This is a genomic window from Gilvibacter sp. SZ-19 (assembly GCF_002163875.1).
Classification (GTDB): Bacteria; Bacteroidota; Bacteroidia; order Flavobacteriales; family Flavobacteriaceae; genus Gilvibacter.
Map to the genome: position 1 here is coordinate 107373 of NZ_CP019333.1, position 24073 is coordinate 131445.

The following is a 24073-nucleotide window of genomic DNA, read 5'->3' on the forward strand; positions in this document are numbered from 1 at the left end:
AATAAGGCTTTTTATGGGAGCTTTTCTAAATCATCCACTGCTATGAACCGTATATTTTTCGCTATTGTTTTTGCCTTTAGTTTCCTATTCAATGGACATGCGCAAGAACCTTATCAATTCACTACCGTAATTGACCTGGAGACAACTCCGGTTATTAGCCAAGGCATCACAGGAACTTGTTGGAGTTTCTCTACCTCTTCCTTTCTAGAATCTGAGATCATGAGAATAAGTGGCAAGAACATCGATCTGTCAGAGATGTACAATGTGCGAAATACCTATCCTAAAAAAGCTTGGAATTACGTGATGCGACAAGGCAAAGCGCAATTCAGTGAAGGCGGCTTAGCGCACGACGTGATCAATTCCATAAAAGATCATGGCTTAGTTCCGAATCAAGTCTATACAGGTCTTGAAGCTGGAGCAGACAAACACAATCATGCCGAAATGGTCGCGGTGATAAAGGCCATGTTAGATACCTATATTGAAAACCCAGGGCGCGAACTAAGCCCAAATTGGCAGTTGGCTGTTAGCAAGGTCTTGGATGTATATCTCGGTGAGGTCCCTCAGCAGTTCAAGTACGAAGGAAAACACTACGATCCGCAGTCATTTTTAGCGATGACAGGTCTAGATCCGAACGATTATGTAAGCATTACATCTTTTGCACATCTTCCTTACTACAAACAAAGCATACTAAACATCCCAGATAATTTCTCTAACGGGAGTTTTTACAATCTACCCTTGGATGAATTCATGGAAGTAATAGACCAAGCACTAGCAAAGGGCTACACCATTTCATTAGATTGCGATGTGAGTGAACGCGGTTTTTCTTCAAAGAATGGGGTTGCTATTGTACCTGAGGACAGTAGCCTTACTCCTAAGGCCTGGACCGCTATTTACCCGGAACTTGAGATAGATCAAGACCTGCGACAAGCGCGATTTGAAAGCTACAGTACCACAGACGATCACCTGATGCATATTACAGGGCTGGTCAAAGATCAACAGGGGAATCGCTATTACAAGGTGAAGAACAGTTGGGGAACCGCAGAAGACCGAACCGCCTTTGGAGGTTATGTTTACTTTTCGGAATCCTATATGCGACTAAAATCCATCAGCCTGATGATTCACCGTGATGCCCTGCCCAAAAGTATCGCTAAAAAGCTGATGTTCTAACACTTATGTAGTTCAGCGTTAATTTTTACCGTTTATCTAAAAGCTTGATTCTGAGACTTAATTTATTATGCAAGCATAGTAAATGGGTGTAATTTTGCATAAAATTCCTAAGGATGCGGGTTGAAAGATCAGTTATATACAAGTTTTGTAAACGTGAGGTCAATTTAAATTGCACCGATCTTTACTTCTATGACGAGTTCGTCATATCTCAAATGCACGAAGGCTCTTTGTGCAATAGAGAGGCTGCAGATGAGATAGTCTTTGCAATATCTCAGTTCTACACTGAGAATCAGCCTTTCCATTATATTTCCAACAGAATTCACGACTACAGCATTAGCCCTATCGACCTCAAATGGTTCTTGGAACTTTTACCGACCATGAGATCTTATCATGTTGTATTCTATGATAGTCCGAGCAAAAGCCATTTAGAACTAGAGTCGCTTTTCGCCCCTATTCCAATTGTTGCTCATAAGCAATTGCTTCATGCGCTGGATGCGCTTTTGCTACAGGACCAAGCCTTGGCCAAATACAGGTCTTAACATAGTGCTAAGTAATTTTTGGTTCGATTTTTGCTATTTTAGCTAGCGTAAAATGCTATTGAGAAGAACCTATATTATCTTTCTACTAAGCCTTTTGAGCATGCAACTGCAAGCCCAAGAAAAGGATAGCTTTACCATAGATTTTGGCGCTTTGGTCTTGGCAGATCAACCAGATATATTCTCAGAAGAATACAATTTTGTCTACACCGGTTCTTATCCGCTAACCCCCTTGAATTTCGACACTAGTGTGGGTTCGTTTTGGGAACCTGTGGATATGTCTGCGGCGATAGACAAGTCCAACCAACAGCAAAAACGAGCTATGGAGCTGCGCCCAATTCGGGTAAAATCATATGGGTTTACAGTGCAAAGCCCTTATGCAGACGACGGCCAATCTAAGGTTCGAAATATTGCTTACAAGGACATGCGTGGTTTGCAGTTCTTGAGTCCTTGTCCTCCGGTGGGTATTTGTTGGCGATGCGCACCTTACCGCTCTAGCCGCATTTTTAGATAAGACTTATTCCGTCTTCTTCTATTTTAACTTTGCGAGCCTTGTATAAGGTACCTAAGGCCTTTTTAAAACTCTTTTTACTCATCCCGAGCAATTCCTTGATCTGTTCCGGATCACTCTTATCAGTTAAGGCGAGAAAGCCTCCGGCCATTTCAAGTTCTTCTAAAAGATAATCTGCATTAGGAGCAATACTGCGATAACCTTCTGGCTGTAAGAGCAGGTCTATCTTATTGTCAGGACGTATCTTTTTTACGTAAGCCGGTAACCTATCACCGCTTCTAATATCTTCGAAGATATTCTCGATATAGATAAGACCATCGTGCTTGCCATTTACAATCGCGTTGGCTCCGCGCTCGGTGATGTGGGTGATCAAAATATCGACCTTATCGTATTTATTGAGCTCCAAGTTTTCGTTGGACAAATACTTCTTGGTCTTAGAAGAGCCTACCAATCGCTCAGTTTTCGGATCGATGTAGATATAAACGGTATACCAACTCCCAGGATTCATCTTTCTGGCCTGTTCTTTAAAAGGCACAAAGAGATCCTTTTCTATACCCCACTCCATAAAGGCTCCATGATTGGTTTGTTGGCTGCATCGCAGGTATGCGAATTCTCCAACCTCAGCCTTGGGCTTTAGCGTAGTTGCTATTAAACGCGCCTCGTTATCACGATATACAAAGACCTCAATGGAATCACCTTCCTTGTAGGTCTCTGGCTTGTATTTGTGTGGCAAGAGAACTTCGTTGCCCTCTTGGTCTGCCAAATAGAGACCAGGGTCGGTTTCTCTAATGATTTCCAGGGTATTGTATTTACCTAATTCCATAGGCGGCAAAGGTACAATTTAGACCAATGCCAAAAACAATGAAACTTAATTTGTACCGCTGCTTAGCTTTAATTATTTTTAGCCCACAATATGAATCTCACCCCTCCCCAACATTTCGAGGATGGACGTTCTCCTAATCACGTTCAGTACTCAGCAATAGGCAATGTCTATTTCTATGACGCTGTCGTAATCACTGAATTTAATGAAGGAGTCAATGTATCTTATGTGACAGGCATTCAATTGCTCATGGAATGCATGAAGCACATTGGAACCAAACCTTTTACAGTGATCTCTAATCGCGTAAATTCTTACTCCGTTCAGCCTACAGACTACAAGTATTTAGAACGCGTACCAAATCTTAAAGGAATCGCCATAGTGACCAAAGATGCAGTGAGTGCGGCCAATGCTATGCTGGAATCTAAATTCTACTCCAAGGCATTTGCTGTGTTCGATAGCGTAAAAACGGCTTGTGAGTGGGGTCAACGGATCTTAGACGGCGATCTGACCGACTTAAAATAATCCAACAGTAGTTCATCATTTAAGGTTCTCGGCGTAGTTACCTCCAAGAGCGCGGGTTTACTGACGCGAGAAAACGCACCTCCTAATTGCTTTTCTAGACTTTCCTGATCGTTCGCAGCATAATACTCCCAACCATAAAGGGCACACAATTTTTCTGCGCTCAAACCGTGAACGGTTTCAAAATAGGTGCAGAAATCTGGATGGTGTTTATCGCCCGGTAAGATCCTAAAGATCCCACCCCCTTGATTGTTCACCAAAACAACTTTAAAATTGTTTGGAGTATAGGCGTTCCACAGGGCGTTGCTGTCGTAGAAAAAGCTCAGATCTCCGCTTATAAAAGTTACCGGCTTATCTGCCACAACTGCCGCTCCAATGGCCGTGCTGGTAGATCCGTCTATACCACTGGTTCCACGATTACAATAAACGGCAACAGCCGGCGGAAGCTCAAAAAGTTGCGCATATCTAATGGCTGCGCTATTGGCTATGTGCAATATGCACGACTCGGGCAAAGCTTTAAAAACAGCACCGTAGACGGTTAGATCGGAAAAGGCTATACGCTCTAAATATAACTTATGCCCTGCTCTACGGGCATCTCGCTCCCTCAGCCAATACGCCTGATAGTTAGCTTCTATAACTTCGGATTTAGGCAAGGCAGTTAAAAAATCATTCACTGAATGAGCAATATGTTCGCTAAGCACAAAGAAAGTGTCGTAGGCCCGTAAAGGATCCACATGCCAATGTGTTTTTGGAGCATACTGGCGCAAGAATGCTTTGATCTTCTTAGAAACCACCATACCGCCAAAACTGATCAAAAGATCTGGTTGTAAATTTTCAAACTCTTGCGGCGTCATGGCTGCGATAAGTTGATCTATTCCCGTGATCAGTTTAGGATGATGCAAATTAGAGGTTGTCTCTGTGAGCATCAATACCCTAGGATCTTCCAAGAAAGCATCCAACAGACCTGATTCTATAACATCCGGATCCATAACACCACAAAGCACCATGATACGTTCAGCAGCATTGAAAACTTCCATTTGCGCTGCACTTAAGGCTAGCTTCGCGGGCTTCCTTGTGCTATTGGGTTTGGTGTATTGTATTTGAGCTTGTGAGGTCAAGTTATACAGAGGCTCTTCAAAAGGTAAATTCAAATGCACCGGTAAGCGCTGAGACCAAGCCGTATTTAGGGCCTTATCAAAAAACTCAAAATTCGGCGAATCGGCTCCGCAGTCAATGATACAATTCGCTGCATATCCAACATGCTGCCCAAATAGCCCAGCTTGCTTTATGGTCTGCCCATCGCCAATGTCTATCTTATGTGGTGGTCTATCTGCAGAAAGCACAACCAAAGGGATCTGACTGTAATAGGCCTCTGCTACTGCAGGAAAATAATTGAGTACTGCAGAACCCGAAGTACAAACTATAGCCACAGGAGTTCCAGTTTGCTGAGCCATTCCCAAAGCAAAAAAGGCAGCAACTCGTTCATCGACTATAGAATAGCATTCAAAAAAGGAATCTCGCGTAAATCCGAGGGTTAAAGGTGCATTTCTGGAACCGGGAGAGATGACTATTCTCGAAATACCATGCGCTTTACAAGCTGCAACAGTCAATTGTGCTAGTGGAATCGCAGGGTATATTTCGGTTTCAGGTTTTTGGCTCATCTCATTGGGAGGCAACCGGCAAACGCAAAATCTGTTTCATGGTCTCGGCCTTGTTCACAGTTTCCACCCATTCATCAAAGATATTGGAGTCTTCTGTGATACCTCCTCCCACAAAAATTTCGGCCGCCTGGTCCGTAATTTTCATACACCGCAAATTTACGTATAGTTGCGTATTTAAACCAGAAGTAACCCGACCTAAATAACCGGTATAATATTCCCGGTCATAATTTTCGTGTTTATTTATGAAATTCTTAGCCTTGTTACGCGGCAAGCCGCATACGGCAGGCGTAGGATGCAATGCGTCCAAAACCCGATGCAGCATTTCTTTTTTGTTCTTAAGGGTTCCGGATATATCGTTGCAGATATGCCAGAGGGAGCCAGCCTGTTTGTTGTAGGTCTTAGACACTACAATGACTTTGGCAAGCGATTCCAGACTTTCGGTTATGGCCTGGGTAACAAAACTCTGTTCGTTGATCTCTTTTGGTGTCCACTGCGGATGTGTATCGGGAAAGACCTTCTGGGTACCGGCCAAGGCCATGGTCTTAAATGTGGTTCCGTCTACCTTGATAAAAGTTTCTGGTGTGGCGCCTATCCAAAAACCTACTTTTGGATGATAAAAGGCATAGACAAAAGCGTCTTTATAATGTTTAAGTGTACCCAGAAATAAGCCGATCGGATCAAACGTCCCAGATACAATTTCCTTTCTGCTGCAAACCACCTTGAGCATGTTTCCTTTTTCTATGGTGGCGATAGCTTGCCCTACCATAATCTCGTAGTTAGGGGTCACAATAGGTACTTCTTGATTGTCGGTAGCAGGAGTTAAGGCTTCGAAATAATCTTCTGAAAGGCTTGTTTCTAATTGGACCGAGTGCTCGTCTGGAATCAAGAGAGCTCGATTCTTAGAATTGTAAGGAATAAAGATAAAACCCGTTCTGCTGAGATTCTTCACCAAGTGTTGCGTAGGCGTTTGCTGGAGCAGCGCGTGCACCTGGAGACTATTGGGTTGGTTATATATTACAAAAGGAAGGTTGTTTTTAAAATGCGATTCAACTTGGGGAGTAAAATCTGAAAAATTCATGGTCAGTCCTGATATAGGGTTAGCGTTGTTAGTTTTACAAGTGAGATTAAATTATTTAAATGGTCTGTAATTCGAATCTGCCACAATTGTGTGGTTCTTCCCTTATGCATGATCTCTGCCTTGGCAAAGACCTCCCCTTCTCGAATCGATTTGACGTGATTTGCAGCTATCTCGATTCCGCGCACCTGGACATTCTCCGCCGCTAAGAAAATAAAGGCAGCAGCGCTACCTACACTTTCTGCTAAAGCTACTGTGGCGCCGCCATGCAAGACACCATCTGGCTGATGTACTCTAGGATTCACTGGCATTTTGGCGGTTATAGAATGCTCGTCATAGTCCACGAACTCAATATCCAAAGTCTCCATAAGCGTGTTCTTGCACATCTGATTGCAACGCGCTAAAAGTTCTTCTTTGGTATACTGCATACGAATCGTTTTCTTTGTAAAGATATAAAATAGGACGCAGATGAACACCGCAACCAAGCGCGTTATTTACCAAAATTCCAACAGTTACGAAACCCTTAATAACAAGAGCGAAAACAGCCTAAATCACTGGTTTGCCTTTCATGGCATGGGCTATTTGAGCCGCTATTTTTTAAAATACTTCAAAGGGATGGAACCGCAGTCCAATTATATCGTAGCCCCTCAAGCTCCTAGTAAATATTATCAAGGCCCGGACTTTAAACATGTGGGTGCCAGTTGGCTTACCCGGGAAGACACAATAGCAGAGACCCAAAATGTTTTGAATTATATCGACGCAGTATTTGCGGCGGAGGCATTGGACCCTGCTCGATTGATACTGATGGGTTATTCCCAAGGTGTTTCTATTGTTTGCCGTTGGATGGCCAGCAGAAAGATACAGCCCAAAATGTTGGTGCTCCATTCCGGGGGAATCCCTGTTGAGTTAAAGCCAGAGGATTTTGCCTATTTGGATCCCGATACACCGGTTTACTATATCTATGGCGACAAGGACCAATACATCACTCCAGAAAAACTCTTAGATCAGAAACAAAGAGGAGAAAGTCTCTTTGACAACCGCTTGCGCATTCGTACCTTTGAAGGAACCCACGAGGTGCATACCGGAATATTGAACGATTTAGCTAATAAGAGCTAGAGACTAGACGGATTTCCATGCAGCTCTGGACAAAACCGTTTGCCCTATGAGACTGTCTTTTATTTTCCTTTTCAGCTGCTTTGTATTCACCGCTTGTACTGAGGAGCAAGCGAGTGTTGCCAATGACAATTCAACAGCGCCATCCGCAGCATTTAAATATACACCCACTCAAGAGTACAAGGACTATTGGTTTAACGGCACAGCAGAAATTTCGAGCTATGCCCTATCGCAGGCGCGATATGGAGAACTTCGAGAAGGCCAAGCCGCGATGATATTTGTGACAGAGCCATTCTCTCTAAGCAGTTTTACAAAAGCCGATAACCCATCCGCAGCAGACCCCACCGTGCTCAAACTGAATTTCACCAAGAACTTCAATACGGGGATCTACCCTTATTCGATGATCAATAGCAGTTTCTTTCCTTTTGAAGATGGACAACACGCCTTAAAGGTTGCCACCTCGGTACAAGAATGGTGTGGTCATGTCTATATGGAACTTCGCAATACAGATACGTTTGAGGTAGATGTAAACTCATATTTTGAAGGTGAAAGTGTTTCGGGGCTTGAATTACCCCAGACACTCTTGGAAGATGACATCTGGGCCAAGATCCGTTTACAGCCGGACAATCTGCCTACAGGAAAGCTTGATATCATCCCGAGTTTTTTCTATTTGCGCTTAAAACATGTAAAAGCTGGAGCTTATAAGGCAAATGCTACGCTGACCACTACCGACAGCTTAAGCACCTATACCCTTAATTATCCGGAGCTCAAGAGAAGTTTGACGATCAACTATCAGACTGCTTTTCCTCACCGTATAATGAACTGGGAAGAGACACATCCGAAAGGATTTGGCAGCAGCGAATTAATAACTACGAGCGCTAAGCTTATCAAAAGCATACGCTCCGACTACTGGCGCCGCAATAGCAACAGTGATAGTGGCCTTAGAGACACCTTAGGACTTAAATAAATTGACTGAAAGCTATCGCTATACCACTACAGTAAAACAACAAGCTAAAGGTTGGTCTTGTTACTTGCCTTTGCCCGAAAATCATATAGAAGCCTTAAAGACCGGTGGAAACAAACGGGTCATTGTTCATTTGACTCCGCAGTACAAAGTACATGCAGCCATTTTGAACAGAAAGAATTTAGGCCACTTTATCATGTTGAGCAAAAAACACATGAAAGCCCTTGACCTGGAATTGGGTAGCGAGGTGCAGGCCGAAGTACGAATAGACAACACCAAATACCAGTTTGAAGTTCCTGAGACCTTTGCAGAGGTTATCCGTACAGATCCGGAGGCGGCTTCACTTTTTGAAAAGCTGACCCCAGGAGGGCAACGCAGTATTTTGGCTGCCGTGGCCGCAGTTAACAATACGGACAAACAAATTGAAAGGGCTTTAAAAATAACAGACCTACTCAAACAAGGAATAACCAACATACGAATGATAAAACTCTAAGCATGCAATCGAGCAGAATACAACTCACGCCAGACCTCAGCTTCTCCACCTTTGTTCACGGCTATTGGAGACTTACCGACTGGGGCTATAATAACGAGCAGATCGTATCCCTGATCCAAGAAGGATTAGACCTGGGTGTAACCACTATTGACCACGCGGACATTTACGGAGATTACGAGTGTGAGGCGATTTTTGGAAAAGCCTTGGGAGGGCGTTCTAGCCTGCGTGAGCAGATAGAATTGGTGAGCAAATGCGGCATCAAACTCCTTTCTGAAAAATACCCTGATCGCGAAGTGAAGTATTACGATCTGAGCTATGAGCATATTGTGCGTAGCGCAGAACAGTCCTTAAAAAATCTACAAACAGACTATCTGGATGTGCTGCTCTTGCATAGACCGTCTCCGCTCTACAACCCCAGTGAAGTAGCAAGAGCCTTTAGCGCGCTGCACCAGAGTGGGAAAGTTCGTTATTTTGGGGTCTCGAATTTTACGCCGCAGCAGACCACTACCCTACAGTCCTATTTGGATCAGCCCTTAGTGACCAATCAAATAGAGATATCTGTTAACTGTTTGGAACATTTTGACAATGGCAATATGGACTACCTATTGGAAAAACGTTTGCATCCTATGGCGTGGTCGCCCTTGGCCGGAGGAAAACTCTTCTCTGCGGCAAACAAAGATCGTATGCCGTTGCTGGAAGTGATCCACGCTTTAGCCAACCAAAAAGAAACAGACATTGCGACCATAATGTATGCCTGGTTGCTAAAGCATCCAGTGGGGATCATGCCCATAGTTGGGAGCGGAAAAATAGCCCGCATTAAAGATGCTGTTCACGCACAATCGGTACAATTAACAGACCAAGAGTGGTTTAAGATCTACCAAGCAACTTTAGGCCACGAAGTACCATAAAATGGACTATAAAGACATAAATAAGGCCAGTTGGAATAAACGTACCGCTGTTCATATAACATCGGAATTTTACGACCTACCTGCTTTTCTGGCAGGTAAGAACTCTTTGAATTCCATTGAGCTTAACTTGTTGGGCGAGCTAAAAGGCAAATCAATATTGCATTTGCAATGTCATTTTGGACAAGACAGTCTTTCCTTAGCCCGCATGGGCGCAAAAGTTACTGGAGTGGATCTCTCTGATGCTGCAATAGCCAAAGCCAAGGAGCTCAATACAACCCTCAACTTGGATGCAGAATTTATCTGCTGCGATGTATATGAGCTGCCAAAACATTTAGACCGGGAATTCGATATAGTCTTTACCAGTTATGGCACCATAGGTTGGTTGCCAGATCTCGATAAATGGGCAGCAGTGGTGGGACAATTCTTAAAGCCAGGAGGTTCTTTTGTAATGGCGGAGTTCCATCCGGTGGTTTGGATGTACGATGATGATTTTACCAGGGTACAATACAATTATTTCAATGCCGGTCCTATAGAAGAATTCGCAACCGGGACCTATACCGATGGCGCGGACGACTTTGAAGCAGACTATGTTACCTGGAACCATCCCATAAGCGATGTTTTGACAGCCCTTTTGAACAAAAATTTAACGCTAGAGTGTTTTCAAGAGTTCGATTATTCGCCTTATAACTGTTTTGCCCACACCAAAGAAATTGCTCCCGGGAAGTTTCAATTGAAACCTTTTGAGAATAAAATTCCGCTTGTGTACGCCCTTAAGTGCATTAAAAAATAAGTAATTATGAAGAACGAAAAAATTGCTGTATTCTGGTTTCGGAGAGACTTACGATTTACCGACAATGCAGGTCTATATGCCGCTGCCGAAGGGGATCTTAAAATTCTACCCCTTTTTATTTTTGATGAGAACATCCTGGAAGAACTCCCAGAAGATGATGCGCGGGTTAATTTTATTTACGATTCTCTTAAAAGAATGCATGATAAACTCCGCAGTAATGATGCCGGATTCTGTATTCGCAAAGGGAATCCCTTGGACGTTCTCAAAGAACTAAGTGAAGAATTCAACATAGTTACTATTCACACCAATCGCGATTACGAGCCCTACGCCAGAAAACGCGACAAAGCCGTTGCAGATTGGGCTAAAGAAGTTGGAATTGAATTCCATAGATACAAAGACCAAGTGATCTTTGAACCACAAGAGGTACTAAAAGACGACGGAGACCCATATGTGGTTTACACACCTTTTAAGAACAAGTGGATGGAACACTTCAAGCCGGCAGATCATCAGGCGTACCCAGAAGTAGAAGCTAGCAGTTTTGTTGCTTTTGAGCAGGAGTTCCCAACTAAGGAATCCTTGAATATTAAGCCCTCTGAAATTGAAGTCCCAGACTACGACCTGGATGTAGTTCCTAACTACAAGGACACTAGAAACTTCCCAGCCAAAGACGGGACGAGCCGCCTCGGACCTCATTTGCGCTTTGGAACTGTCGGTATTAGAACCTTGGTGCAAGACGTTAAAGATGAAGAAGAGACCTTTTTAAGTGAACTTATATGGCGGGAGTTCTTTATGCAGATCCTGTATCACTTTCCCAAGGTGGTCAACAACAACTTTAGAGAAAAATACGATGCTGTCCCTTGGCGAAACAATAAAGAGGAATTCAAAAAGTGGTGCGAAGGCAATACAGGTTACCCCATGGTAGACGCTGGCATGCGCGAATTGAACAACACGGGTTATATGCACAACCGTGTCCGCATGATCACCGCGGGCTTCTTGTGCAAACACTTGCTAATCGATTGGCGCTGGGGCGAGGCTTATTTTGCAGAAAAACTATTGGACTATGAACTGGCAAGTAACAATGGAAACTGGCAATGGGCAGCCGGAACCGGTTGCGATGCTGCTCCCTATTTTAGAGTCTTTAACCCAACAACGCAGATCGATAAGTTCGACAAGCAACGAGAATATATTGAAACCTGGGTGCCAGAATATAAATCGGACGACTATCCGCAGCCTATGGTAGAACATAAAATGGCCAGAGAACGCGCCATTGAAACTTATAAAGAAGCTCTAAACTAAGCCTATGGATACCTTAGAACAATTGCGCTATCCCATTGGTCAGGACCAGCTGCCAGAAAAGATTGGTATGGTCAATTATGCGGATTGGATCGTGACCATTAGAGACTTTGCCTGGCATGTGAACGATCTGGTCAAAGAGCTATCGTCCACAGAACTGGCCTATATCTACAGACCAGAAGGCTGGAACATCAAACAGGTGGTGCACCACTGTGCAGATTCACACATGAACGCCCTGACGCGTTTTAAATTGGCCTTGACCGAGGAAAATCCTGTTATAAAACCTTATAAAGAAGCGCTATGGGCAACATTTGCGGATGCCACCGACGACGACCTTAGCGCAAGCATGAAGATGCTAGATGGAATCCAAGCGCGCTGGTATACCTGCCTCAGTAAATTGACCCCTCGAGATTTTGAGCGTTCCTACTTTCATCCGGAACAGCAAGCCTTGGTCCCGCTTGGTGAAGCTTTAGGGCATTATGACTGGCATTGCCAACATCACCTGGCGCACATCCAACAGGCCCTGCGCTACAAAAATGATTTTTCCAACTTGTAGGTCGGCGCAGAATTAGTACCTTTTTAGCTGCTAATTATGCCACAACCAACCCAAAAACAGCGCTATTGGCGCACGAACTTAAAGTACCTCAGCATCTTACTGCTGATCTGGTTTATAGTATCTTATGGTTGTGGAATTCTCTTTAAAGACTTTTTAGATCACTTTCAGATTGGCGGGTTTAAACTCGGTTTTTGGTTTGCCCAACAAGGGTCTATCTACGTATTTGTGATCTTGATCTTTGTGTACGTAGCCCTTATGAATCGCTTGGATAAGAAATACGGATTTGACGATTAAACCATGAGTGTACAAACCTGGACTTGGATATTGGTTGGAGTTAGCTTTGCGCTTTATTTTGGCATTGCCATTTGGGCAAGAGCCGGCTCTACCAAAGAGTTCTATGTAGCTGGCGGAGGAGTTTCTCCTTTGGCCAATGGCATGGCCACAGCTGCGGATTGGATGAGCGCTGCCTCTTTCATTTCTATGGCTGGGATCATCTCTTTTATGGGTTATGACGGCTCGGTCTACCTTATGGGCTGGACAGGAGGATATGTATTACTCGCACTCCTTTTAGCGCCCTACCTCAGAAAGTTCGGCAAATTCACAGTTCCGGATTTTATTGGAGACCGCTATTACTCCAATGCTGCGAGAACAGTTGCAGTGATCTGTGCGTTGTTGGTCTCCTTTACCTATGTTGCCGGACAAATGCGAGGTGTGGGTATCGTTTTTTCACAATTCCTTCAGGTCGATATAGTATGGGGAGTTGTAATAGGAATGGCCGTAGTATTGGTGTTTGCCTTTTTAGGAGGTATGAAAGGAATAACCTATACGCAAGTAGCCCAATATTGCGTCTTGATCTTTGCCTTTATGGTGCCTGCCTTTTTTATCTCCTTCCAGATGACAGGTTCCCCTATTCCGCAAATAGGCATGGGTAGCCAGCTCCCGGACGGCACATATCTCTTGCATCAATTGGACGAACTCCACACCCAATTGGGTTTTAAAGAGTATACAGACGGCAGCAAATCCAAGGCCGATGTCTTTCTGATCACTTTAGCGCTAATGGCCGGTACTGCAGGCTTACCTCATGTTATTGTGCGTTTCTTTACCGTACCCAAAGTAAAGGACGCGCGCAAATCCGCAGGATTAGCCCTCTTGTTTATCGCTATACTTTACACCACAGCTCCTGCCGTTGCAGTCTTTGCGCGCACCAATATGATCCAAACCGTGAACGAACAGCCATATACAGCAGTTCCAGATTGGTTTACCAATTGGGAGAATACAGGCCTTATAGCTTGGACCGACAAGAACCAAGACGGTCTTATTCAATATCGCGCTGGAGACGCCTTAACAACTAAATCTCCAGAGTTTACAGAAGCTCGAGGTAATTATGGAGAAAGACTTATCAGCAATGCTTCCACTAACGAGAACGAACTCTATGTAGACAGAGACATCATGGTCTTGGCTAATCCAGAGATCGCAAACTTACCCAACTGGGTGGTAGCTCTTGTGGCTGCCGGAGGACTCGCAGCGGCTCTAAGTACAGCAGCAGGCTTGCTCTTAGTGATCAGTACTTCTGTCTCTCACGATCTGGTAAAAAAGCAGCTCAGACCAAACCTAACCGATAAGGGAGAATTGTTGCTAGCCCGAGCTAGTATGTTAGTAGCGGTTCTTATTGCAGGGCTTTTCGGGATCTATCCACCAGGGTTCGTAGCCGCAGTGGTTGCCCTGGCCTTTGGCCTAGCCGCAGCCTCATTCTTCCCGGCTATAGTACTGGGTATATTTGATAAGCGCATGAACAAAGAAGGTGCCCTTGCAGGTATGATCATTGGGGTGAGTTTGATGCTTTTCTATATGATCCGATACAAGACGGGACTCATTTGGACCTTTGATCCCTTACCGGCCAGTTCGTGGTGGTGGGGAATTTCCCCTGAAGGTTTTGGATCTATCGCAATGGGTGTGAATATTGTAGTTTCTTTGGTGGTATCTAGGCTGACACCAGCCCCACCTCAGGCCATCCGCAAATTGGTTAGCGACATCCGAATTCCATCAGACGCAACTGCCCCTCAGAAACACTAGAATTTGGCAATTAGTTTGTATTTTTAAACAGCTATTTGCAAACGCGTCCAATTTAAACAGCACATGAGTACATATCATCTCAAGTCTTTAGAAGAATACTTTGTCAATTACCGTAAATCCATAAGTAAGCCCGAAGTGTTTTGGGGAGAGATTGCAGAAGAGCATTTTTTGTGGCGCAAACCCTGGACTAGCGTTTGTGAGTGGGATTTTGACAAACCCGAGATTAAATGGTTTCAAGGGGCGCAACTCAATATAACAGAGAATTGCATCGATAGACATTTGCTTACCAGAGGCGAGCAGACGGCCATTATCTTTGAACCCAACGACCCTCAAGAATCCGCAGTACATATCACTTACAACCAATTGCACGAAAAGGTATGCAAGCTGGCAAATGTACTCAAGGATCAAGGAGTTAAAAAAGGTGATAGAGTTTGTATCTACATGCCCATGATACCGGAATTGGCCTATGCGGTTTTGGCCTGTGCACGTATTGGCGCCATACATTCGGTGGTATTTGCGGGCTTTTCATCTACGGCCTTGGCGACTCGTATCAACGATTGTTCGTGCAGTATAGTTGTTACTTCGGATGGAAGTTATCGAGGCCAAAAGACCTTAGACCTGAAGGCTATCGTAGATGAGGCCCTACAGCAGTGTCCGAGTATAAAAAGTGTGCTAGTCGCCAAGCGCACGGAGAACCCTGTCCATATGGAAACAGGCAGAGATCATTGGCTGGCACCTCTTATGGAAAAAGCAGTATCGGACTGCAAGCCAGAGATCATGGATGCAGAAGATCCGCTATTCATACTCTACACTTCTGGTTCTACCGGAAAACCCAAAGGTATGTTGCACAGTTGTGGTGGATATATGGTCTATACCGCCTATACCTTTAAGAACGTTTTTCAATACAAGAATGGCGATGTGTATTGGTGTACTGCAGATATTGGTTGGATAACCGGCCACAGCTATATCGTTTATGGCCCGCTAGCCAACGGCGCTACAACGCTTATGTTTGAAGGCGTTCCGTCTTATCCAGACTATGACCGTTTTTGGGAGGTAGTTGCAAAACACGGCGTGAATCAGTTCTATACAGCGCCAACGGCCATACGCGCATTGGCCAAGGAAAGTTTGGAACACACCAAAAAACACGACCTGAGTTCTCTTAAGGTTTTAGGGACTGTAGGAGAGCCCATAAACGAAGAAGCTTGGCATTGGTATAATGATAATATTGGAGACAAAAACTGCCCTATTGTAGACACTTGGTGGCAAACCGAAACTGGCGGCATACTTATCTCGCCCATTCCGTTTTTGACTCCAACAAAACCCACCTACGCCACCTTACCATTACCAGGGATCCGCCCGGTACTTATGGACGAAACTGGCAGCCCTATAGAAAACAATAGCGCCCAAGGACGGCTTTGCATTGCGCAGCCCTGGCCTTCTATAGCGCGCAGCATTTGGGGCGACCATCAGCGTTATAAGGACACTTATTTTTCTGCTTTTCCTGGCTATTACTTTACGGGAGATGGCGCTTTGAGAGACGAAGTGGGCTATTACCGAATCACTGGAAGGGTGGACGATGTGATCATAGTCTCTGGCCACAATTTGGGAACAGCACCGATAGAAGATGCCATTAATGAGCACCCGGCGGTAGCAGAATCGGCCATAGTTGGATTTCCTCATGATGTAAAAGGAAATGCGCTATACGGCTACGTGATACTCAAAGAGACCGGGGCCGATCGCAATACAGAGAATCTTAAAAAAGAGATCAATCAGATCATTACAGAACACATAGGTCCTATTGCTAAATTGGACAAGATCCAGTTTACTCCAGGGCTACCCAAAACAAGGTCTGGTAAGATCATGAGGCGCATTCTGCGCAAGATCGCACATAACGAACTAGATAATTTAGGCGACACTTCTACCCTGCTTAACCCAGATATAGTAGAACACCTAATTGAAAATCGACTTTAATTCCAACACTATGCAAACAACCAAACAACTCTTAGTAGCAATTTGCACCCTCTTTTTTATAACGGAGCTGAGTGCGCAGCAAATAGAATTGCCTATCGACACCACCGTGGTGACCAATCACAAGACCACCATTATGGGCAAAGCTGTAAGTTATTCTGCCACCACCGGAACCCAACCTGTTTGGGACGAGAACGGTAATCCTATTGCTAGCTTATTTTACACCTATTACCAACGTACCGATGTGGGTAGTAACGAATCCCGGCCGCTGATCATGTCCTTTAACGGAGGACCCGGTTCGGCCTCAGTATGGATGCACGTGGCCTATACTGGGCCCAAAACCTTAAAGATCGACGAAGAAGGCTACCCGGTTCAACCGTATGGTGTACAAGACAATCCGTACTCCATTTTGGATGTGGCAGACATTGTCTTTATAAATCCCGCTAATACAGGCTATTCCAGAACTATACCCATGATGGGGAAAGAGGTTGACAAATCCAAGTTCTTTGGGATCAATGCAGATATAGAATACTTGGCAGGCTGGTTAAACACCTTTGTAACCCGCAACAATCGCTGGCGTTCTCCAAAATACATCATTGGAGAAAGTTATGGAGGTACTCGTGTGATGGGATTGGCCAAGGAACTGCAAGGTGCACAATGGATGTACCTCAATGGAGTCATTATGGTCTCTCCGGCAGATTACTTGGTGTTCAATAGTGATGTCCCGGTAGAATCAGCATTAAACCTACCCTACTATACCGCAACGGCCTGGCATCATAAAGTACTGCCTGCTGCACTACAGAGCAAAGATCTATTGGAAGTGTTGCCAGAAGCAGAAGCCTTTGCAATCGATGAACTGATGCCGGCCTTGGCCAAAGGTGGGTTTATCTCCGATGCAGAAAAAGATGCCATTGCTACCAAGATGAGTTACTATTCGGGCTTGAGCAAAAAGACCATACTAGACCTCAACCTAGATGTTCCGACCAGCTATTTTTGGAAGGAGCTCCTACGCGACGAAAGCGGTTATACCGTTGGGCGCTTGGATTCACGTTACTTAGGTTTGGATAAGACCATAGCCGGAGAACGCCCAGATTATAATTCGGAGATACAGTCTTGGCTGCATTCCTTTACCCCGGCAATCAATTATTACATTAGAGAGCATTTGAACTTTAAGACCGATATAAAATACAATATGTTCGGTCCTGTGCGTCCTTGGGACAATCGCAACAATAATGTTCGCGATCAGTTGCGTCAGGCCATGGCAGAAAATCCATATCTGAACGTCTTGGTACAATCTGGTTATTACGACGGTGCAACTACTTATTTCAATGCGAAATACACCATGTGGCAAGTAGACCCTAGCGGACGCATGAAAGATCGTTTTGAGTTCAAGGGTTACCGCTCTGGGCATATGATGTACTTGCGCCGACAGGATCTGGAGGCAGCGAATAACGACCTGCGCGCCTTTATCTTAAAGACGACCAATAAAGGAAAATCTGCTAAGTATTAAAATGGAAGAAAAGGCGCCCCAACACCACGATCTGGTTACTTATTCTGCACTAGAAGAAAAATTAAATATATGGTCGCACGGCATCGGATTTCTCCTTGCCGTTGCGGCCTTACCCTTACTTATAGTCAAAGCGAGCATTAAAGGTTCGGCTTGGCACATTGTCAGTTGGAGTATCTTCGGAGCGAGTATGGTCGTGCTATATGCGGCCTCAACGCTTTATCACTGGAGTAAGAAACCAAAGCTTAGAAAACGCTTCCGGATCTTTGATCATGCAGCCATTTATTTATTGATCGCAGGGACCTACACCCCTTTCACGCTCACTACCCTGAACGGGACGGTCGGATGGGTGCTTTTTGGGATCACTTGGGGCCTTGCTTTAGGTGGTGTTGTCTTAAAACTCTTCTTTACAGGACGCTATGACCGACTTTCTACGGTACTTTATGTCGCAATGGGATGGATGGTGATCTTTGCAGTAAAACCCATGGTAAACAACCTGGATACAGTTTCCCTTTGGTACTTACTGGCAGGAGGAATCTCCTATACTGTAGGCGCTGTATTGTACAGCCTGCCGCGCTTGCGCTTTAATCATGCAATTTTTCACGTCTTTGTTTTAGGAGGAACGATCTGTCATTTTTTTGCGGTCTATCTCTCCATAAAAAGCTGATTCCAGTGTTACCGATAGGTTATTTTTAGAGGAATTTGATTTTTATTTTGCATTTATTGGAATCCGCCTTGGTTTTAACCGTAACTTTGTAGAAGTATTATTAATTATTTTTTATGTTACACGGAACCGTTAAATTCTTCGTCGAAGACAAAGGCTACGGCTTTATCACCGAAGATGATTCAAACACGGATTACTTTGTTCACATTTCCGGATTGACTACAGAAGTTAAAGAAGGCGATAAAGTATCATTTGAATTAAAAGAAGGAAAAAAAGGTATGAACGCAGTAAATGTTCAATTGGCTTAATTCAAATTGATCTAAGACATACACTTTTAAGACAAACCGCGCTCATGGCGCGGTTTTTTTATGTGTTGGAGTGAAGTGCAACCCGATTGCCTTCGGTATCTTCAAAAACACCCATAAACCCATGTTCTGGAGATATCTGTGTTTTCTCTCGTAATACTTTGCCTCCCGCTGCGGCTACTTTAGCCAAAGGGACAGCAACATCGTCCGTCATTAAATACACAAGGGTACCAGCATGATTGGGCGTATAGGTTTCGTGGGCTATCAAAGCTCCTGTTGCTCCTGCTGAAGGATCACCTGGAAAGAAGCACATATCAAAACCGCCGATATCTACTAGCTGCATCTGGCAATCCAGAATCTGCTCGTAAAATGCTTTCGCGCGTTTGATATCCGTTGTAGGAATCTCAAACCAATTGACAACTACCTTATTCACGACTCCATAATGGTTTTAAGCTTGGCCAAGCCTTCTTCAAAGTCCTTACCTACAGCTTTGTCCATATTAAAGAACAACATCATGATATTCATGGGCACGGGATTCTTGCCAGAAAAACCCCAGGTTACTTGCGTACCACCGGTCGCTGTTTCATCGGTTTGTATATAAGCATCGCTCTGTGATTTCCAGGGCTTAAAGAAGCGCAGTTCGGTTTCAATACGCTCGCCGTCTTCTATATTCTTTATTTCTTGCTCCCCAACACCTACTTCTTTGTTGCCTTCCCATTTAGAGACAAAACCAACAGTGCCATCCTCGCCTATAAATTCCTGCTTCATATCTGGGTCTTTGGCTTTCCAGGGAGACCACTCGTCTTGATTCTTGATAGATTTCAAATAGGCAAAGACCTCCTGCTTAGGTCGGTTTATGGTTATGCTTCTGTGAACGTGATAACTTTTTGGGGCGATCAGTGCCAACAAGGCAATAAGGGCGAGAAGTCCGCCCAAAATATAAAGAACGATCATGATTAAAAAAGTTTAGTTAGTCTACTAAAGATACAAAAAGACTCAGTCTTTAAACAGAGCCGCTTCTATTTCTAATAAGGTAGCAATAAGGTCCTTCAGCACTGCAGGTGGATCTTCCAGCGCAAAGTAATCTGTCTCAAGTTCTTCTTTAGCCGTATCTAATTGTAAGGAATACATCAAGGCTGCATCTGCGGCTACAGCATCAGATACTTCAAAATCTGCCTTTAAAGCTTCACTATCCAATGCGGCCAAAGCCTTTTTGATTGCCAATACTTGCTCGGGTTGTAGTGTCTTAGTTCTTGAAGAGTTTACAGTACCCTGCTCCGTAATTGTGAGTTTATCTTGGGTAAAGACTATAGCTTTAGTATAGCCCCTTGTCTGCGCCATTAAACTGATTTCTCGATACTCCATTTGTTGCGCTACAGTAGCGTTTACACAGCTCAGCAGCAATCCGCAGCAAACTAAAAAGCAAAAAAAAGTGCTCCGAAGAGCACTTTGAAAATTGTTGATCATACTATAGATAAATATCTTCTCTTGCACCACCAGCAGCGAACAAGGCACGCATTCTGGCTTTTTGACCTTCTGAGAACATAAACATACAACGATCGTCTACATAGTCCATATAGTTCATGAACATATCGCTAGAACGACAGTGGTTAGTTGGGTAATTTGGACATCCGTAGTTTGGACGGTCGGACTTTGGTGTATCTGAAACAAAGTCATCGCGGTTACAACGGCCATCACCCCAAATGTGACGTAGGTTCAAATAATGACCTACTTCGTGTGTAGTAGTACGCCCTTTGTCAAATGGAGCCGAAACATATCCGGTATCTCCAAAGAACTGAGGAGCAACAACGATTCCATCGGTAGACGCGCTACCTCCAGGGAACTGCGCATATCCAAGGATTCCACCGCCAATATTGGCTACCCAAATGTTCATATGAGTGCTTGGTGAAACCACATCAGAACCACCGTTAGCGCTGAATTTTACAGCATCATTAGTTCCCCAAGAAGAACGTGTAGAAGCCACACGGATCACTTGGTCTAGTGTAAAGTTGATGTCAGAATCTGCAACAACTCCCGCAAACTCGGCAGGAACGCCACTTACATCGCTGTTGGTAGCTCTAAAGTCAGCGTTCAGTACATCGATCTGCGATTGAATCTGAGCCAAGCTGATGTTCTCTGCAGGATTAGCTGTGTTGTACACTACATGCACCACAACTGGGATGTTGATGTTACCAAGACCGTCATCTACTGGGTCTCCACCGCCGCCGGTGTCACCGCCACCGCCGCCATTACCGTTTCCATTACCGTTACCGTTACCACCTGGGGCACGACTGGCTAAGATCTCCCGGGTTTTCTGCTCAACTAAGAACATACGATCGGCTAAGCCCGGATCTTCTTTCAGTTGACGTTCCAATACTTGCATTGAATGACATTTTCTCGAAAGATCTTGACTCTCTAGGCTTAAATCGGCCTTAAGGGTAAAATCGCTCATGTCAACGGAAGTTTCTTGTAAAGGAGCATCTGCGGACTCTTGCTCACAGGCTACCAAAAGTAGACTCAATGCGAACAGTCCAAAAATTACTTTTTTCATAAGTAAATGGGTTATAATTAGTGAATTGAATGATTGGCCCGAAAATAAGGAAATCAGACAAGATTTTAAGAGGATTTTAAGACAATTATCAACAACTCTATCAAAAAACTGAGAATTATTCAGTGTCTTCCATATAGCGTTGAATAATCTGGTCCGCATTCTTAATGCTTTTCAAGGTCCAGTCGACCCTTTTTTCGAGTATTTCGGCCTCATTGAGTTGCCAAGGGATGTTCTCACTCCGCAGCCTACCAACCAGCTCGTATAGACTAATAGCAGCAGCTACCGAGATATTCAAACTTTCTGTAAAGCCATACATCGGGATGGTCAAATGTGCGTCTGCTTCTTGCATGACATAATCGCTTAAGCCGTCGCCTTCCTTGCCAAAAAAGAGCGCGATCTTTTCGGTAAGGTCTAAGGTCTTCGGCCCAACAGCTTCACCATGCGGTGTAGTGGCAATGATCTTGTATCCTTGAGCTCTCAGGCTAGCAATACAGGATTCTACGGAGTCATAACGGATAACATCGACCCACTTTTGAGCACCCATCGCGATCTCTTTGTCAATGCGACGCCCTTCTATCTCTTCTATAACGTGAAGTTCTTGGATCCCGAAGATATCGCAACTGCGCACTACCGCAGAAGTATTGTGCAATTGATAAACTCCTTCGGTAACCACTGTAATATGTTTGGTACGCTGGGCGAGCACTTCCTTGAACAGTTCCCGGCGACGCTCGGTTAAAAAGTCTTCTAGATAAGCAAATAATTGGGCATCCATAATTTGTAAATTAGTAAATATTCTTAAGGGCTGCAATCGAATGAAAATAACAGTACTCAGTGGCGCAGGCGTAAGCGCAGAAAGTGGTCTAAAGACCTTTAGAGATTCCAACGGACTTTGGGAAGGTCACGATGTAATGGAAGTTGCTTCACCGCAAGGTTGGCGGGCTAACCCAGAACTCGTACTGGACTTTTACAACCAACGCAGAAGACAACTCTTGGAGGTAGCTCCTAATAGTGCTCACACGGCCCTAGCAAAACTAGAGCAAGACCACCAAGTGAACATAGTGACACAAAATGTGGACGATCTGCACGAACGCAGCGGGAGCTCTGAGGTGCTTCACCTACATGGAGAATTGTTCAAAGTGCGCTGCAGTAAATACCACGATGACATTCGCCTGTGGAAAAAAGACCTGAACCTTGGCGATCTGAGTAAGAATGGGCATCAACTAAGACCACATATTGTTTGGTTTGGCGAAGATGTTCCACTAATTGCGAAAGCTGCAGAAATTGTGAGCCAATGCGAAGTATTGATCATCGTTGGAACTTCTATGCAGGTCTATCCTGCCGCAGGCTTGTTGAACTACGCACCGCTAGAGACACCCATATATTTTGTAGATCCGAATCCGGCAATAGCTTCGGGAGGCCGAGTAAAAGTAATCGCCTCAAGTGCCACACAAGGCATCCCTACTGTGGTCGATCTCCTAAGCTGAGTAGTGCTCTGTACCTCTCCGCCCAATCCACCATTGCAGTGATCTGCGCATCGCTGAGTACAGCATCTTTGTGCACCCAAGTGTAAGAGTCCAGGGGCATATGTTTTTTCTTGACCTCTTCTATGAGCTCCTCCATTTTGTGATCTTTTCGCCTTTTGGAATAGGAATCCCACTCAGAAAAATTCAATTCGCCTTTACCGTGGTCGATATGATCGGCCAACCAATAAGAGATGGGCGCGACCTCGGCGTACCAAGGATATCGCGTATTGTTGCTATGACAATCTAAACAGGCTGTTTTAAGGGTCTGCATCACCTCATCCGGAGGATTGGTCTCTGCAACAAAGGCAGCCAGATAATCACCCTCCGCCCTGTTCTTATCCACACGAAAGAATTGCATCACCACAAAGGCGATCAAAGCGAGGATCAGCAGTTTTTTAAGTATCTTCATCTGCAGTTAGTTGATGATTCAAATTAAGCTATTTTGACACGCCAAGCTCTTGAAGAAACGTTAAATTATGCCAAGGCCTACCGCGCCAGCAGACAAGAAGCTGCTAATTGGGTTTTGGCGCATCCGGACTGCTTTAAAGACCTACTCACCTTTGTCGGTCAAGAAGCTACTGACCGCTCTCACAAGGCGGCTTGGGTCTTAGAATTTGTGTGTAAGGCTAAGATGGAACTTTTGCTTCCGCATTTGGATCTATTTTGCGAACTGATCCAAAAGGTCACAAAGGACCAGACCAAAAGGCCCATGGCCAAGATCACCGAACTCTTATGTTTGGGTTACTATAAGCAAGCAGATAAAAAAATCCAGGCTGCCTTAAAGCAGGAACATCGCCAGGCGTTTACTGCGGCTTGCTTTGACTGGGTCATCAACGAGGAAAAAGTAGCCTGTAAAGCTTATAGTATACAAAGTTTGTATTGGCTAGGTACAGAGTTCGATTGGGTGCATCCGGAGCTCAAATTGATACTGCAAGAAGGTTATGCCAAACACTCTGCCGGTTATAAGGCAAGAACGCGCACATTCTTAGCAATGATGGAGAAATATCAGGCCGAAAAGCAGTAGTGAAAATTTGGTTTTAAACCGTATCTTAGCCCTTTCTTAAAAATTAGCCCAA

29 protein-coding genes are annotated in these 24073 nt (G+C 44.5%); 19 read left to right on the forward strand and 10 right to left on the reverse strand.

Annotation, left to right across the window (positions count from 1 at the left end; all coding sequences use genetic code 11):
* The first annotated feature begins 42 nt into the window (after positions 1-42).
* The 3 genes from BTO09_RS00465 (at position 43) to BTO09_RS00475 (ending at position 2217) form a co-directional block, all read left to right on the forward strand.
* Positions 43-1167, forward strand: coding sequence for an aminopeptidase C (locus BTO09_RS00465; RefSeq protein ID WP_087522780.1), 1125 nt, complete (start codon positions 43-45; stop codon positions 1165-1167).
* Positions 1168-1280: 113 nt separating this feature from the next.
* The gene (locus BTO09_RS00470; protein WP_087522781.1) at positions 1281-1706 is read left to right on the forward strand and encodes a hypothetical protein; all 426 of its coding nucleotides are present in this window, start codon (positions 1281-1283) and stop codon (positions 1704-1706) included.
* Positions 1707-1806: 100 nt separating this feature from the next.
* Complete coding sequence (locus tag BTO09_RS00475) at positions 1807-2217, forward strand: hypothetical protein (RefSeq protein ID WP_157663386.1); 411 nt, start codon at positions 1807-1809, stop codon at positions 2215-2217.
* Here the strand turns inward: BTO09_RS00475 and BTO09_RS00480 are convergent.
* The gene (locus BTO09_RS00480) at positions 2210-3037 is read right to left on the reverse strand and encodes a S1 RNA-binding domain-containing protein (protein ID WP_087522783.1); all 828 of its coding nucleotides are present in this window, start codon (positions 3035-3037) and stop codon (positions 2210-2212) included. The two genes, BTO09_RS00475 and BTO09_RS00480, sit on opposite strands and share 8 nt — an antisense overlap.
* Positions 3038-3127: 90 nt before the next feature.
* Between BTO09_RS00480 and BTO09_RS00485 the strand changes: the two genes are divergently transcribed.
* Positions 3128-3556, forward strand: a complete 429-nt coding sequence (locus tag BTO09_RS00485; RefSeq protein WP_087522784.1) for a hypothetical protein — start codon at positions 3128-3130, stop codon at positions 3554-3556.
* Here the strand turns inward: BTO09_RS00485 and menD are convergent.
* The 3 genes from menD to BTO09_RS00500 all read right to left on the reverse strand — a co-directional run bounded on the left by menD (position 3517) and on the right by BTO09_RS00500 (position 6717).
* Positions 3517-5214, reverse strand: a complete 1698-nt coding sequence (gene menD, locus BTO09_RS00490) for a 2-succinyl-5-enolpyruvyl-6-hydroxy-3-cyclohexene-1-carboxylic-acid synthase (protein WP_087522785.1) — start codon at positions 5212-5214, stop codon at positions 3517-3519. The genes BTO09_RS00485 and menD overlap by 40 nt on opposite strands.
* A gap of 1 nt (position 5215) precedes the next feature.
* On the reverse strand, positions 5216-6202 hold the full coding sequence (locus tag BTO09_RS00495; protein ID WP_157663387.1) for a chorismate-binding protein: 987 nt from the start codon (positions 6200-6202) through the stop codon (positions 5216-5218).
* Positions 6203-6294: 92 nt separating this feature from the next.
* On the reverse strand, positions 6295-6717 hold the full coding sequence (locus BTO09_RS00500) for a PaaI family thioesterase (protein WP_087522787.1): 423 nt from the start codon (positions 6715-6717) through the stop codon (positions 6295-6297).
* A gap of 40 nt (positions 6718-6757) precedes the next feature.
* On the opposite strand from BTO09_RS00500, the gene BTO09_RS00505 reads away from it, so the two are divergent.
* The 13 genes from BTO09_RS00505 (at position 6758) to BTO09_RS00565 (ending at position 18926) form a co-directional block, all read left to right on the forward strand.
* A complete protein-coding gene (locus tag BTO09_RS00505) occupies positions 6758-7405 on the forward strand; it encodes an alpha/beta hydrolase (protein WP_087522788.1) in 648 nt (215 codons plus the stop codon).
* Between the two features lie 46 nt (positions 7406-7451).
* Entirely contained in the window at positions 7452-8369 is a 918-nt protein-coding gene (locus tag BTO09_RS00510; RefSeq protein ID WP_087522789.1) for a hypothetical protein, read from the forward strand.
* A 1-nt stretch (position 8370) separates the two neighbouring features.
* Complete coding sequence (locus tag BTO09_RS00515; protein WP_087522790.1) at positions 8371-8859, forward strand: YdeI/OmpD-associated family protein; 489 nt, start codon at positions 8371-8373, stop codon at positions 8857-8859.
* Between the two features lie 2 nt (positions 8860-8861).
* On the forward strand, positions 8862-9767 hold the full coding sequence (locus BTO09_RS00520; RefSeq protein ID WP_087522791.1) for an aldo/keto reductase family oxidoreductase: 906 nt from the start codon (positions 8862-8864) through the stop codon (positions 9765-9767).
* A 1-nt stretch (position 9768) separates the two neighbouring features.
* On the forward strand, positions 9769-10557 hold the full coding sequence (locus tag BTO09_RS00525; protein WP_087522792.1) for a bifunctional 2-polyprenyl-6-hydroxyphenol methylase/3-demethylubiquinol 3-O-methyltransferase UbiG: 789 nt from the start codon (positions 9769-9771) through the stop codon (positions 10555-10557).
* Positions 10558-10563: 6 nt separating this feature from the next.
* Positions 10564-11853: a deoxyribodipyrimidine photo-lyase gene (locus tag BTO09_RS00530; protein WP_087522793.1), complete on the forward strand. Its 1290-nt coding sequence runs from the start codon at positions 10564-10566 to the stop codon at positions 11851-11853.
* Positions 11854-11857: 4 nt separating this feature from the next.
* Positions 11858-12406, forward strand: a complete 549-nt coding sequence (locus BTO09_RS00535; protein WP_087522794.1) for a YfiT family bacillithiol transferase — start codon at positions 11858-11860, stop codon at positions 12404-12406.
* A 36-nt stretch (positions 12407-12442) separates the two neighbouring features.
* Complete coding sequence (locus tag BTO09_RS00540; RefSeq protein ID WP_087522795.1) at positions 12443-12700, forward strand: DUF4212 domain-containing protein; 258 nt, start codon at positions 12443-12445, stop codon at positions 12698-12700.
* A gap of 3 nt (positions 12701-12703) precedes the next feature.
* Positions 12704-14479: a sodium:solute symporter family protein gene (locus BTO09_RS00545; protein ID WP_087522796.1), complete on the forward strand. Its 1776-nt coding sequence runs from the start codon at positions 12704-12706 to the stop codon at positions 14477-14479.
* A gap of 33 nt (positions 14480-14512) precedes the next feature.
* On the forward strand, positions 14513-16450 hold the full coding sequence (gene acs, locus BTO09_RS00550) for an acetate--CoA ligase (protein ID WP_255396804.1): 1938 nt from the start codon (positions 14513-14515) through the stop codon (positions 16448-16450).
* A gap of 10 nt (positions 16451-16460) precedes the next feature.
* On the forward strand, positions 16461-17957 hold the full coding sequence (locus tag BTO09_RS00555; RefSeq protein ID WP_087522798.1) for a S10 family peptidase: 1497 nt from the start codon (positions 16461-16463) through the stop codon (positions 17955-17957).
* 1 nt (position 17958) lies between these two features.
* Positions 17959-18621, forward strand: a complete 663-nt coding sequence (locus tag BTO09_RS00560) for a hemolysin III family protein (RefSeq protein ID WP_087522799.1) — start codon at positions 17959-17961, stop codon at positions 18619-18621.
* Between the two features lie 113 nt (positions 18622-18734).
* Positions 18735-18926: a cold-shock protein gene (locus BTO09_RS00565; protein ID WP_087522800.1), complete on the forward strand. Its 192-nt coding sequence runs from the start codon at positions 18735-18737 to the stop codon at positions 18924-18926.
* 58 nt (positions 18927-18984) lie between these two features.
* Here the strand turns inward: BTO09_RS00565 and BTO09_RS00570 are convergent, their stop codons facing one another.
* The 5 genes from BTO09_RS00570 to BTO09_RS00590 all read right to left on the reverse strand — a co-directional run bounded on the left by BTO09_RS00570 (position 18985) and on the right by BTO09_RS00590 (position 22246).
* Positions 18985-19356 carry a VOC family protein gene (locus BTO09_RS00570; RefSeq protein ID WP_087522801.1) on the reverse strand — a complete coding sequence of 124 codons (372 nt, stop codon included), beginning with the start codon at positions 19354-19356 and terminating at the stop codon, positions 18985-18987.
* Positions 19353-19877 carry an SRPBCC family protein gene (locus tag BTO09_RS00575; protein ID WP_087522802.1) on the reverse strand — a complete coding sequence of 175 codons (525 nt, stop codon included), beginning with the start codon at positions 19875-19877 and terminating at the stop codon, positions 19353-19355. Before BTO09_RS00575 ends, BTO09_RS00570 begins: the two co-directional genes overlap by 4 nt.
* 42 nt (positions 19878-19919) lie before the next feature.
* Complete coding sequence (locus BTO09_RS00580) at positions 19920-20288, reverse strand: hypothetical protein (protein ID WP_198356498.1); 369 nt, start codon at positions 20286-20288, stop codon at positions 19920-19922.
* Between the two features lie 103 nt (positions 20289-20391).
* A complete protein-coding gene (locus BTO09_RS00585; protein ID WP_087522804.1) occupies positions 20392-21474 on the reverse strand; it encodes a zinc metalloprotease in 1083 nt (360 codons plus the stop codon).
* Between the two features lie 115 nt (positions 21475-21589).
* Entirely contained in the window at positions 21590-22246 is a 657-nt protein-coding gene (locus BTO09_RS00590) for an RNA methyltransferase (RefSeq protein ID WP_087522805.1), read from the reverse strand.
* A 40-nt stretch (positions 22247-22286) separates the two neighbouring features.
* Here BTO09_RS00590 and BTO09_RS00595 point away from each other — a divergent pair, with 40 nt between their 5' ends.
* Positions 22287-22958 carry an NAD-dependent deacylase gene (locus BTO09_RS00595; protein ID WP_087522806.1) on the forward strand — a complete coding sequence of 224 codons (672 nt, stop codon included), beginning with the start codon at positions 22287-22289 and terminating at the stop codon, positions 22956-22958.
* On the opposite strand, the gene BTO09_RS00600 is transcribed toward BTO09_RS00595, so the two are convergent.
* Complete coding sequence (locus BTO09_RS00600; protein WP_087522807.1) at positions 22933-23406, reverse strand: heme-binding domain-containing protein; 474 nt, start codon at positions 23404-23406, stop codon at positions 22933-22935. The genes BTO09_RS00595 and BTO09_RS00600 overlap by 26 nt on opposite strands.
* Before the next feature lie 33 nt (positions 23407-23439).
* Here BTO09_RS00600 and BTO09_RS00605 point away from each other — a divergent pair, with 33 nt between their 5' ends.
* Positions 23440-24021, forward strand: coding sequence for a hypothetical protein (locus BTO09_RS00605; RefSeq protein WP_087522808.1), 582 nt, complete (start codon positions 23440-23442; stop codon positions 24019-24021).
* The last annotated feature ends 52 nt before the right edge of the window (positions 24022-24073 follow it).